This is a genomic window from Bifidobacterium sp. LH_424 (assembly GCF_056356895.1).
This window is the reverse complement of sequence record NZ_JBKEVC010000007.1, coordinates 110,777-124,273: the sequence shown is the minus strand read 5'-3', so window position 1 is coordinate 124,273 and position 13,497 is coordinate 110,777. Positions and strand designations below refer to the sequence as shown.

The window sequence follows — 13,497 nt, the reverse complement described above, 5'->3', positions numbered from 1 at the left end:
TTGGTTTGGAAAAATCTTTCGGTTTCCTCTGCTCCCCCTTTTCAGGGGGAGCTGTCGGCCTGCGGCCGACTGAGGGGGTGCCCCCTCGTCAGAGGGGGCCACGCGCACGGATCAGAAGTCCGAATCGAACCAGACCTGCATCTGGCCGACCTGGCGGTTCGCCCACGCGTAGTACGGGATGAGCTTCAGGTCGTAGGACTTCTCCCCGACCGGATGCTCCTCGACGTCCGCGTAGAGCGGGAACTCCACGTCGTCGTGCGTGCGCTTGGTCGCGGGGATCGTGATGACCTCCACGCCGTCCAGCTCGCCGAAGTGGTACTCGGCCTTCGCCTTGGAGGCGTCGTGGCTGCCGATGTGGTAGTTCCACAGCGGGGCCGAGTTGTCGGCCTCCTCCGCGCAGAAGACGATCGGGCCGCGCATGACGGCGATCTTGCCGATGTCGTGGCGCACGACGGTCTTGGAGCGCATGAACTTCACGGCCATGTCGAGGTCGAGCGTGATCTTCGTGGTGCCGGAGGTCACCTCGATGGTCACGAAGCCGTCCTCGACGGGCAGGCGACGGGCGTCCTCGCCGTTGACGGTCAGCTCGTGCTTGTACGCGGACCAGGACGGGATGCGCACCAGGAACTTGACCGGGTCGGCGCCTTCCGGCACGTCCACGGTGAACTCGATGTGGCCCTCCCACGGGAAGTTGGACTTCTGGGAGACCTTCACGCCGTCGAAGAACTCGGCGTCGTTCGCGATGAACTGGTGGGCGATGATCTCGCGCTTGTCCTCGTGCACCGTGTACAGGTAGCGGTCCACGGAGGCGATGAGGCGGGCGATGTTGGCCGGACAGCAGGCGCAGCCGAACCATTCGGCGCGGTGCATGAGCACGTGGTAGCGGTCCGGGTTGTGGTCGGTGGCGGTCGGGTCGGCCTCGAGCGCGTTCACGTAGTAGAAGTGCTTGCCGTCGAGCGCGATGCCGGCGATCGAGCCGTTGAACAGCTCCTTCTCGAGCACGTCGGCGTATTCGCCCTTGGTCTCGATCTCGAGCATCTGCTTGGCGAGGAAGCTCATGGCCACGGAGGCGCAGGTCTCGCCGTACATGGTGTCGTTCGGCAGGTCGTAGTCGTAGGTGTAGGCCTCGCCGACGTGGGTGGAGCCGACGCCGCCGGTGATGTACATGCGGCGGGTGACGATGTTCTTCCACAGGCGCTTGGCGGTCTCCTCCAGCTCCTTGTCGCCGGTCAGGCGCGCCACGTGGGCGACGCCGGTGAGCATGTAGCCGACGCGCACGGCGTGGCCCTCGGCGGTCTTCTGCTGGCGGATCGGGCGGGCGGTCTGCGTGTACTCGTGCGTCCAGCCGCGCATCTGCGGGAAGATGTCGGTGGAGCCGTCGCCGATCTTCTCGTTCTGCTTGTCGTAGAAGCTCGGGTCCTTGCCGCGCACGTCGATGAAGAACTGCGCGAGCTTGAGGTACTTCTCCTCCTTGGTGACCTCGTAGAGGCGGGCGAGCGCGAGCTCGATCTCCGGGTGGCCGTCGGCGCCGGGGATCTTGCCGTCCTCTTCGCCGAAGTTGGCGTCGAGGCAGGCGGCCATCTTCTCGGCGACCTCGAGGGCCTGCTGGTTGCCGGTGACCTCGTAGTACGCGACGGCGGCCTCGATGTAGTGGCCCATCACGTACATCTCGTGGGACTGCTGGATCTGGGTGAAGCGCTCGCGGTTCGCGAAGGCGCCGGACTTGATGATGTACGGGGTGTCGAGGTAGCCGTCCTCGCGCTGGGCGCGGGCGATGAGGTCGACGAGCTTGTCGCACAGCTCCTTGAGCTGCTCGTCCGGCTCGTAGGCGAGGGAGTAGGCGGCCTCCTCAAGCCACTTGTAGACATCGGAGTCCTGGAAGACGAATCCCTTGAACTCGCCCTCCTCCTCGCCGGCGGCGATGCGCAGGTTGCGCACGGCGCGGCTGTAGTGGTAGTCGATGTCCTGCTGGGCGCCCGACGGGTCGCGCGGGATGTCGATCTTCTGCTCGTCGTTGATGACCGCCCACTGGTAGGGGATCACCTCCTTGGCGACGTTTTCGCGGTATCGCTTCCAGAATGGCGACGTCACCGTGACTTTCTGGCTCATGCCTCGTCCTTTCCGCATGGTGCGGATGCGGGTTCCCGCATCCGTCGAAGTGTTTCGTTGCCGCACTGCTTGGCCGGGGGAACATGGCCGCTGCGCAATCGATTTCGTGTTCCTCCGAACGGCTTCGTTGAGTGAGTGTACGAGCATCGGAAAAACGATTTTCCCGGTTTGCGCCATTGCGAAATTTTTCGCGCGAAAAATTTCGCAACCACATGTTTCGCACCTGTTTTCACATTCCGCGTCCATAGCATGGAACACAAGTCACACGGGCGCGTGCCGGTCCAAGTCAGTGCAGGACGGCCCGACACAACGCCAGCCCGATGCGACGCCCAACACACCAGCGTGGTCCGGCGCGGATCAGTGCAACGACGGACTGTGCACACAGAGAGGAAACAACACATGGACTCATCGCGTAAGTCCACTCGGAAGAAGTGGATCGCGTCGATCGGTGCCGTGGTGGCGGCGGCGACGCTGCTCAGCGGAGGGGCGGTCACCGCCTCGGCCGCCGAGATCGCCCACCCCAACGCGGACGTGCAGTACCCGAAGTTCTACGGCTCCGACGACCCGATGCAGACGAAGGCCAACACCGTCGCCTACAACCCGACGCAGAGCTACCTGGCCCAGACGTTCGCCAAGGACCAGGCCGACGGCGCCGGCACCGACACCGACCACGACTTCTGGATCGACCGCATCCTCACCCGCACCGGCAACAAGCCGAACGGCTCGGACGGCAAGAACGACGCCGGCACCTACAAGTTCGAGGGCGCCGACAACAACAGCATCCTGTTCACCCGCGGCCGCGCCGCCTACATGTACACCCACACGCCGAACCAGCTCGGCTTCGTGGGCGACGCCGCGTACTGGGACCAGACCGGCAAGAACGGCTTCACCGTCTCCATCGACGGCCAGAACCTCACCGAGGACGCCTCCCAGCGCAAGCAGACCCCGAGCTACTTCAAGACGGTGTTCACCAACGCCGACAAGTCGCTCATCGTCACCGAGGTCAAGTACATCACCAACAACAACGTGATGGTCGCCAACCTCACCCTGAACAGCACCAAGGGCGGCGACTTCACGCTCACCGCCTCCTCCCCGTTCGTGACCACCGGCAACGACGGCGACACCGAGCTCACCGGCCGCGTCAACGTCAAGAACAACCTGACCACCATCTACCCGCGCTTCTCCGGCAACGACTTCACCGTCAAGGGCGGCAAGCTCGTCAGCACCGTCAAGCTCGCGGCCGGCCAGCCGACGACCACCAAGCTCCAGCTCGGCCTGATCGCCAACGAGCTGCCGGACTCCACCACCGAGTACGAGGCCCGCTACAACGGCGACCTCAAGGACCCGGCGGCCTCCTACAAGGACTCCGTCACCACCTACAACAAGTGGTGGGTCGACAACTCCCCGTACGTCGACACCCCTGAGGACAACATCGACAAGACGGTCGTCTACCGCTGGTGGCTGAGCCGCTTCAACATGCTCGACGCGAACATGCCCGGCAACACCTTCCAGTACCCGACCTCCGTCGAGGGCGCGCTCGGCTACAACAACCAGATCGTGCTCACCTCCGGCATGTTCATGATGGACACCAAGTGGTTCCGCAACCCGGAGTACTCCTACGGCACCTGGCTGTCCGCTGGCGACACCGCCAAGAAGGGCAAGTCCGGCTACTACTACTACCACGACAACCCGGGCGATCCGGCCAACTGGAACCACTCCTACACGCAGTACATCACGCGCGCCGGCTGGGACGCCTACAAGGTGCACGGCGGCGGCGCCACCGTGGCTGAGAAGCTCGCCGACCAGGGTGCCGAGGACGTGCAGGGCCTGCTCAACTCGCAGAACGAGCCGGACAACAACGACAACCAGAACGCCAACAAGAACAGCCTGATCGACTGGTCCTGGTGGTCGATGACCGGCAACGACGCGGACGCGGTCTCCTTCTCCGAACCCGGCCGCTCCGGCCAGCGCATGGACCGCGCCGACGGCTCCGCCAACCTGTGGGCCAACGCGAACGCGGCCGCCCAGGCCTACAAGGCCGCCGGCGACACCGCCAACGCCGAGAAGATGCAGAAGATCGCCGACAACATCAAGTCCGACGTGCTCAACGACCTGTGGGATTCCTCCGACGATCTGATCAAGCACAAGTGGCTCAAGGACGGCGCCTTCGCCAAGTACAAGGAGATCAACAACTACTACCCGTACTCCGAGGGCCTGATGCCGACCGGCAACAGCGACTACAACAAGGCGCTGCGCCTGTTCGCCGACTCCGACGAGTTCCCGATCTTCCCGTTCTTCACCGCCAACCAGGCGGACAAGGCGGCCCTGAACTTCCCGGGCTCCAACAACTTCTCGATCATCAACGCCCAGCCGCTGCTGCAGGTCTACTCCTCCGGCATCCGCAACTATGACGCGGCCAAGAACGGCTACATCACCAACGAGCAGTTCAAGAAGCTGCTGTACTGGGTGGCGTTCTCCCACTACCAGGGCGGCAACAACGAGTACCCGGACCAGAACGAGTTCTGGAACGAGGACAACAACAACGTCGGCGACCTGAACGGCGACGGCAAGGTCAACAACCAGGACAAGAACCTCGACGCCGCGCAGAACGGCGGCAAGATCACCTACCGCTCCTGGATCCACCACACCCAGCTCGGCACCACGAACTGGACGATGGTCGAGGACGTGGCCGGCATGGTCCCGCGCGAGGACGACAAGATCGAGCTCGACCCGATCGAGATCCCCGGCTGGAACTACTTCACGGTGAACAACCTGAGCTACCACGGCAAGGACGTCTCCATCGTGTGGGACAAGGACGGCAGCCACTACGGCGGCCCCGCCGGCTACAGCCTGTACGTGGGCGGCAAGCTCGCGTTCACGTCCGACAAGCTCGCGCACCTCGTCTACGATCCGTCCACCGGCTCCGTCGAGGTCAAGGACAAGTCCGGCGCGAAGATCACCGGCGCGACCGGCTCCGACCTCAAGTCCGCCGACCAGATTGCCTTCACCGCCGACCAGCGCGTGACCGATCTGTTCGCCAAGTCCGGCGCGAACGTCGACTCCGCCTCCAAGAGCCAGACCGACCTCGCCAAGGGCGCGGACGTGAAGGCCTCCTATGAGACCAACGGCTACCCGGCCACCAACGCGGTGGACGGCAAGAACGTGATGGAATCCTTCTGGGGCACCAAGGGCTCCCCGAACAAGAAGGACGACATCACCGTCACGTTCAAGCAGCAGCAGACGATCGACGACATCCGCCTGTACTTCTACCAGAGCTCCTCCAGCCAGACGATCTCCGGCTACGCCGAGCCCGCCAACTACAAGCTGGAGTACAGCGAGAACGGCACCGACTTCAAGCCGCTGACGAACCAGGTGCGCACGCCCGCCTACGCCGGCGCGAACTACAACCGCATCCAGTTCGACGCGGTGAACGCCAAGGCCATCCGCGTCACCTTCACCCCGCAGGCCGGCCAGGCCGTGGGCGTCAAGGAGCTCGAGGCCTACAGCACGGGCATCAAGGCGACCGGCACCGCCGGCAACCAGGCCCCGCAGGTCGACGCCTACGTCTCCACCAGCACCTCCTCCGGCGCGACCATCGTCGGCTCCGTGAAGGACGACGGCCTGCCGGCGGACGGCGACATCACCACCAAGTGGGAGCAGGTCTCCGGCCCCGAGGGCGGCGTGGCGAAGTTCGTGGATGATTCCGCGGCCAGCACCACCGTCACCTTCAACAAGGAGGGCGACTACGTCCTCAAGCTCACCGCCTCCGACGGCGAGCTGACCGGCGAGAAGCAGATCACCGTCCACGGCATCCCGTCCGACGGCACCTCGAACGTCGCGCCGCAGTCCACCGCCTCGGCGAGCTACACCAACGGCTACCAGCCGAAGGACAACGCGAAGAAGGTCATCGACGGCAAGGTCGTGTACACGAACACGCCGAACGAGACCTGGAACAACTGGGGCGACAACACCGGCGCCGAGCCGTGGCTGCAGCTTCAGTGGGCCGGCAAGGTCCCGCTGAAGAAGGCCAAGCTGTTCTTCTGGACCGATGGCGGCGGTGTGCCGATGGCCACCAGCTGGAAGCTCCAGTACGCCGACACCGACGGAAACTGGCAGGACGTGAAGCTGGCCAACGGCCAGAAGTACACGGTCAACCAGAACGAAGGCAACGAGGTGAAGTTCGCCGACACCGTCGAGACGGACAAGCTGCGCGTCGTCTTCCCGAAGGGCGCGGTCGTGGGCGTCTCCGAGTTCGAGGCCTACGCCGTCGACCCGCTGAGCGTCGACACGGTCAACCGTCTGGTCCAGACCGGCACCAAGGCCGCCGACCTCAAGCTGCCCTCCACCGTGAGCGCCGCCTACTCCGACGGCACCCGTCGTGACCTCGCCGTCACCTGGGGCAAGGTGACCGACGACCAGCTCGCCGCCGACAACGAGTTCGACGTCAAGGGCACCGTCGCCGGAGCGCTGAGCGGCACCACCGCCCACGTCGCCGCCCGTTCCGACACCGCCAACCAGACGGTGGGCGCCGCCCAGCCGGTCGAGCAGACCGTCTACCAGGGCGCCAAGTCCGTCGACCTGCCGACCACCGTGCCGGTCCGCTTCCCGAACGGCATGCTGAACGACGAGAAGGTCGAGTGGAACGCCGCCGACGTGAAGGCGATCGATCTGACGAAGATCGGCGACTACACGGTCTCCGGCACCGCCGACAAGTCCTCCGCCGACGCGAAGCTCACCGTCCACGTGGTCGCCGACCCGAACGGCTCCTCCACTCCGGAGCCGGAGCCCGAACCGGCCGACGGCTGGATCGAGAAGACCGCCTCGAAGACCTCCGTCTCCGCCGAGGCCAGCTGGTCCAAGGCCGAAGGCAAGCTCAACGACGGCGTCGTGGTGGACAAGACCTGGCCCACCACCGACGACCAGGACGTGAACGCCAAGGTCTGGGGCACCTGGGGCCAGGCGAAGGACGGCATGTACGCCGAGTACGACTTCGGCAAGTCCGTCACCGTCGACTCCAGCCGCGTCCAGTACTGGGCCAACTTCGCGAAGACCGACGACGCGAAGGGCGGCCTCGAGGTTCCGGACGCCTGGAAGATCCAGTACCTCGCCGAGGACGGCTCCTGGAAGGACGTCGCCCCGACGAAGGACGGCGACTACACGACCGTGCGCAACTCGCCGGCCGCCCTGGCCACCGAGAACGACGGCTGGAGCACCGTGACCTTCGCCCCGGTGAAGACCACCGCCCTGCGCCTCGTGCTCACCCCGCACACCGGCACCGGCACCTTCGGCACCGCCGTCGCCGAGTGGGGCGTGCACGCCGCCAAGGACGAGCCCGTCCAGCCGCAGGTGGACAAGTCCGAGCTGGAGGCCGCCCTCAAGGCCGCCGCCTCGCTCGACGAGTCCAAGTACACGGCCGAGGCGTGGGCCGACTTCCAGAAGGTCGTCGCCGCCGCCCAGAAGGTGTACGACGACGCGAACGCCACGCAGGACGAGGTCGACGCCGCGAAGGCCCAGCTCGAGGACGCCCAGAAGGTCCTCGCCTCCCACCCGGCGACCAAGCCCGACCAGCCCGATCAGCCTGGCAAGCCCGGCGAGACGACGGTGAACCGCAAGAACCTCGAGGCGTCCATCGCCCAGGCCGAGAAGGCCGACAAGGCGAAGTACACCGACGAGGCGTGGAACGCCCTGCAGCAGCAGCTCGCCAGCGCCAAGAAGGTCCTCGCGAACGACAAGGCCACCCAGGCCGAGATCGACGCCGCGCAGGACGCCTTGGACAAGGCCTACTGGAACACCAAGGCCGAGGAGAAGCCCGGCTCCTCCCAGCCCGGTGTGACCGATAAGGCCAACGGCGGCGTCACCGCCGCCACCGGCGCGGCCGTGTCGGCCATCGCCGTCGCCGCCGTGATGATGCTGGCCGCCGCCGGCATCGTCATCGCCCTCAAGCGCCGCGACACCGGCCGCTGACCTCCGTCGCGTCACCCGCGTGACGCCGGCAGGCGGCGACGCACGTGACGCGACGGACAGACCCCGCTGGGACGTGAGGCACCGGGAAACCGGTGACTCCGCCCCGGCGGGGTCGTCCCCTATCCGCGACAATCCGCGATAATCCACAGCGAACCGCGACGAACGCGGCAATCGGATATCATCGCAACTGTCCATCACACTCAGAGAAGAGCGACAACACATGAACGCACACAGCAATCGCCCATGGCGGTCGATCGCGGGAGGCATCGTGGCCGCGGCCACCCTGCTCGCCGGCGGCCTGATCGCCGCGCCCACGGCGCTCGCCGCGGACGCGCCCAGCGCCGACAACGCACCCAGCGTGGCCGGACACGCGTACGACGACCTGCCGACCAACAACCCGGACGTGACCGTCACGCAGATCGACAACAGCGCGCTGCCGAACTACATGCGCAACCCGATCGGCCAGAACGAGGGCGTCGACACCCCGAACGACCTCTCGCAGAACTACTACTCGGCCGACGCCGCCGCCCTCTCCTACGACGGCAAGCTGTTCGTGTTCACCGGACACGACGAGGCCGCCCCCGACTACGGCAGCTTCAACATGAAGGACTGGGGCGTCTACGTCACCGACCAGAACGGCCTCGACGCCGGCAAGTGGACGCACTACAAGACCGTCGCGAAGGCCGACCTGTTCAGCTGGGCGACCGGCGACGGCGCCTACGCCGGCCAGGTCGTCGCCGACGACAACGGCACCCCGGACGACAAGTCCGACGACTGGTTCTACTACTACATCCCGGTGAAGGACAAGGCCTCCGAGGCGGCCGGACTCGACCCGTTCGCCATCGGCGTCGCCAAGTCAAAGAGCCCGCTCGGCCCGTGGAAGGACGCCATCGGCAAGCCGCTGCTCACCACCTCCCAGACGAAGATCGAAACCATCGACCCGGCGTTCTTCGTCGACAATGACGGCACCGGCTACCTGCACTTCGGCACGTTCGGCACCCAGCTCGCCATCAAGATGAAGAAGGACGCCTCCACCGGCCGCACCTCCTACACCGAGGTCGAAACCAAGGACGACGGCACCCCGAACCTGCACACGATGAAGGACGCCGAGACCGGCGCGAACGGCCCGAAGGGCTTCTTCGAGGCCGCATGGGTGTTCCATAAGGGCGACACCTACTACAACGTGTACGACGGCGGCAAGCCCGGCTCCGGCGCGGCCACCTGCGTGGAATCCAACTACCAGGCGTGCGTCCAGTACTCCACCTCCAGCAGCCCGCTCGGCCCGTGGACGTACCAGGGCGTGCTCGTGCCGTCCGGCTCCGCCACCACGATGCACCCGTCCGTGCTCCAGTTCGGCGACAAGTGGTACGTCACCTACCACACCGGTGACAAGGCCGGCGGCACCGACTTCCGCCGCGCGGTGAGCATCGACGAGGTCACGTGGAAGGACGGCAAGATGACCTCCACCGCGCACCCGACCAAGGCCGAGAAGACCCAGCCGAGCCGCAACGTCGCCCCCTACGCGAAGGTGAGCGCCACGTTCACCGAGACGCCCGCCTACAAGGGCTCCGTCAACGACGGCCGCGTGCTCGTCGCCGCCGTCGTGCCGCCGGACCATTGGACCAACTACCGTTCGATCCCGCAGCCGCAGTCCGGCGACTCGCTGATCTACCAGTGGGACGGCTCCGTGCGCGTCTCCTCCTCCAAGGTCTGGTTCGACGTGGACTCCAACGCCCTGCGCACGCCCGGCTCCTGGAAGATCCAGTACCTCGACGCCGACGGCACGTGGAAGGACGTCACCAATCCGAGCGCCTACACGACGACCACCGGCAAGGACCATCCGAACACCGTCACGTTCGACGCCGTGACCACCACCGCGCTGAAGCTCGATCTGACCGGTCAGGCCGTGGACGGCGGCTACGCGTCCGTGGCCGTGCCCGAGTGGGAGGTCGACTCCGCCGATGAGTCGCCCGTCATCGCCGCGCCCGCCGGCGTGACCACCGGCACCGGCGTCGCGCCGCAACTGCCCGCCACCGTCGACGTGACGTACGGCGGCAAGACCGTCGCCTCCCCGGTGATCTGGCGTCCGGTCGACGCCGCCTCCTACGCGAAGGCCGGCACGTTCAAAGCCTACGGCGTCGTCTCCGGCGTTCCCGGCGAGGCGAGCGTGAACGGCAACGTCGCGGTGGACGTCACCGTCAAGGACGGCTACAAGCCCGCCGCCGACACGACCAAGCCGACCGTGAAGGTCTCGCTCGCCGCCAACGCCGGCAACGGCACGTGGCTCACCACCGCGCCGTTCGCTGCCGTCCAGGCCTCGGACGATTCGGGTCTGCCGGCCGCCAAGCTGGAGATCTCCACCGACAAGGGCGCGAACTGGAAGACGGTCGCCTCGAACGCGAACGCCGCGGTCCAGACGATCGCCACGCAGGGCGACGTCGAGGTGTGGGCGCGCGCGACCGACGCCGCCGGCAACGTGTCCGACGTCGCGAAGGCCTCCGGCAAGGTCGATTCCGCCGCGCCGAAGGTCACCGCCACGGTGGACAAGGCGAAGCGCACGGTCGCGCTCAAGGCCGACGACGGCACCGGTTCCGGCGTCGCCTTAATCGAATACCGCATCGGCAAGGACGGCGAGTGGACCGCGTACAAGGACGGCGAGGCGATCGCCGCGCTGAGCAGCTCGCGCACGACCGTGTACTACCGTGCGACCGACAAGGCCGGCAACGTGTCCGCCGCCGGTTCCGCCGACATCCCGTCCGACACGTCCGTGCCGCTGATCGGCTACATCGAGAAGGACGCGGTCGGCACCGACGTGGACAAGAAGGCGTCGAGCTGGACGAAGGGCGTGGCCGCGCTCAACGACGGCAAGATCATCCCGGACGCGACCAACGCGAACGAGGACATCTGGGGCACCTGGCCGAACACCGGCGAGATGCGCCTCGACTACGAGTGGGACCGCGAGGTCACCATCGACTCGAGCCGCGTGCAGTTCACCTCCGATGACGGCGGCCTCGGCATCCCCGCCTCGTGGAAGCTCCAGTACTGGGATTCCGCCGCGGGCGACGGCGCCGGCGCGTTCGTCGACATTCCGGACGCCACGTACACGGTGACCGCCAACTCGCCGTCCAAGGGCTGGGCCACCGGCGACGCCAAGGGCTGGAGCGACGCGACGTGGAAGACTCCGGTGAAGACGACCAAGCTGCGCATGGTCATCACCTCCGGTTCCGCCTCCCCCGCCGCCGTCGAATGGCAGGTCCACGCGCCCGAATCCGTCACCCCGGAGCCTCCGGCTGCGGACAAGACCGCGCTGAAGACCGCGCTCGACAAGGCCGCCGCGCTCAAGGAGAAGGATTACACCACCGACTCCTGGAAGGCGTTCCAGAAGGTCGTCGCCTCCGCGAAGGCCGTGTATGACAACGACAAGGCCACGCAGGACGAGGTCTCCGCCGCGGCTTCCGCGCTGAACACGGCACTGACCGACGGCACGCTCGTTAAGGCCACGCCGGAGAACACGCCCGCCACCAAGGAGCAGCGCGACGAGCTCGCCGACGCCGCCGCCAAGGCGACGGACGGCCGCAAGCAGGGCGACTACACGAAGGAATCGTGGGATCTGCTGCTCGCCGCGATCGACGCCGCCGAGGACGTCGCGAAGAATCCGAACGCCACCCAGGCGGACGTGGCCAACGCGACCCGCGCCCTCAACGAGGCGATCGCCGGACTCGTCGCCAAGCCGGGCGAGCCGGACAAGCCCGGTACGGGCGACGGCGATGGCTCGGGTGATAACTCGGGCAACGCCGGTACGGGCAATGGCGTGAATGCACAGAAGCCCGGCCAGAACGCCCAGAAGCCCGGCGCCTCGAACGCCGGCAAGCTGAGCTCCACCGGCTCCACGGTGACCACGGTCGCCGCCGCAGCCGCCGTGATGCTGGCCGCCGCCGGCACGGTTCTGGTCCTCCGCCGCAAGACCCGCGACTGAGCATCTGAGCGACTGAGTTCACCACACAGTAGAGGTCCCTCGCACCGGGTTGGCGCGAGGGACCTCATCATATTCCGACCCCGCTGCCCCTTAGGGGCTAGGCGACACAAGTCTGCATCTATCTCTTGGCCCCCTCTGACGAGGGGGCTGTCCGCGAAGCGGACTGGGGGAGAGACCTATGCACAGAGAGCAACCGAGCACACCACTTGCCCCTCAACATCAAAACACCGTCCTCCATCGTCGAGGGACAACAATCCTCGCAATTCCTTGCCCCTCGACGTCTTATCCCCGCATTTCTCCATCGAGGGGCAAGCCCCCTTGTCCCTCGATCCATCTGCAACGATTGACCCCCGTCGAGGGGCACAAAGCCGAATCCCAAAACCATTGAAATTCCGCCATTCCCCAACCAGACCCCCCAAATCACCCAACGCACCCGCCTGCCCCTCGACGCAAAACAACACCGTTCCCGCATCGAGGGACAACCCCACCGGCAAGCTGCCGGTGCCAGCGCCGATGACAGCAACCCGCCCACATTGGCCTTGTACGCATTTTCTCCGTACAATACTGTCATGGCTACGATTACGAAACAGAAGACCTCACGATTGGACATCCGCCTGACGGACGAGCAACGCCGTCTCATCGAGCGCGCCGCCGCGGTGACGGGCAGCACGCTGACGCAGTGGACGGCCCGTCACCTGCTGGAATCCGCCCGGCGCGACATCGAGGATGCCACCACATTGCGTTTGGAATCCCAGACATTCGACGCGTTCCTCGAAGCCTTGGACGAGCCGGCCCCGCAGGCCGCCGACGACCTGATGGCGAGGGATCCGCAATGGGCGTGACACATCGATTCCAACGGCCGTTCAGACTCCCTCCGGGAACGAATCTCACCGGATTCTCCTGCGGCGTCCCACTCATCGACGAGTGGGCAGAGCGACGGGCCCCGACCGCCGCGGAGCATGGTACCGCCGTGGTCTACGTCTCATCGACGACCGAAGGCGAAACCGCCGGCTTCTACACGCTGAGCGCCTATACCGTGGAACGCTCTTCGGTACAGGGCGGTTGGTTGAAACGCAATGTCCCCGAACGCATTCCGGCCATTCTGCTCGGCATGCTGGGGGTGGATCAGCGGTTCCAAGGTGAGGGACTCGGCTGGAGGCTGCTGCAGGATGCCATCAACCGGGCGCGCGCCATTAGTGCGCAACTCGGCTCGCGCGCGCTCATCGTGGAGCCCTATGACGACGACGCCCGCGCATTCTACACGCACTTCGGCTTCCGCCCCATCCCCGGCTCCACCGCACTATACCTGCGGCTCGTCTAGCGACGAGCCGCCGCGAGTAAGACGTTAGACTCCGGCAAAGCCACCCACAACAGACAAGCTGGGAAAACGTCCTCGCGGGCATTATGGCGTTTCCCGAGAAGACGCCATCGCACCTTAACCCGACAGC

5 protein-coding genes are annotated in these 13,497 nt (G+C 66.2%); 4 read left to right on the top strand and 1 reads right to left on the bottom strand.

The features are described from left to right. Nucleotides 1-111: 111 nt before the first annotated feature. Nucleotides 112-2,109: a glycoside hydrolase family 127 protein gene (locus tag AC1AYP_RS07280; RefSeq protein ID WP_476502644.1), complete on the bottom strand. Its 1,998-nt coding sequence runs from the start codon at nt 2,107-2,109 to the stop codon at nt 112-114. A 399-nt stretch (nt 2,110-2,508) separates the two neighbouring features. On the opposite strand from AC1AYP_RS07280, the gene hypBA2 reads away from it, so the two are divergent. From hypBA2 to AC1AYP_RS07260, 4 genes are all read left to right on the top strand, one after another. Further along, complete coding sequence (gene hypBA2 / locus AC1AYP_RS07275) at nt 2,509-8,073, top strand: beta-L-arabinobiosidase HypBA2 (protein WP_476547286.1); 5,565 nt, start codon at nt 2,509-2,511, stop codon at nt 8,071-8,073. A 220-nt stretch (nt 8,074-8,293) separates the two neighbouring features. Next, nucleotides 8,294-12,049, top strand: a complete 3,756-nt coding sequence (locus AC1AYP_RS07270; RefSeq protein WP_476502646.1) for a family 43 glycosylhydrolase — start codon at nt 8,294-8,296, stop codon at nt 12,047-12,049. Nucleotides 12,050-12,618: 569 nt separating this feature from the next. After that, nucleotides 12,619-12,891, top strand: a complete 273-nt coding sequence (locus tag AC1AYP_RS07265) for a type II toxin-antitoxin system TacA family antitoxin (protein ID WP_476547285.1) — start codon at nt 12,619-12,621, stop codon at nt 12,889-12,891. Between the two features lie 128 nt (nt 12,892-13,019). Continuing rightward, a complete protein-coding gene (locus AC1AYP_RS07260; RefSeq protein ID WP_476547283.1) occupies nt 13,020-13,370 on the top strand; it encodes a GNAT family N-acetyltransferase in 351 nt (116 codons plus the stop codon). Nucleotides 13,371-13,497: the final 127 nt, after the last annotated feature.

What these genes read in the sequence shown, in the direction of transcription:
- AC1AYP_RS07270 (WP_476502646.1), top strand. Translation starts at nt 8,294, where the DNA reads ATGAACGCACACAGCAATCGCCCATGGCGGTCGATCGCGGGAGGCATC.
- hypBA2 (WP_476547286.1), top strand. Translation starts at nt 2,509, where the DNA reads ATGGACTCATCGCGTAAGTCCACTCGGAAGAAGTGGATCGCGTCGATC.
- AC1AYP_RS07280 (WP_476502644.1), bottom strand. Translation starts at nt 2,109, where the DNA reads ATGAGCCAGAAAGTCACGGTGACGTCGCCATTCTGGAAGCGATACCGC.
- AC1AYP_RS07265 (WP_476547285.1), top strand. Translation starts at nt 12,619, where the DNA reads ATGGCTACGATTACGAAACAGAAGACCTCACGATTGGACATCCGCCTG.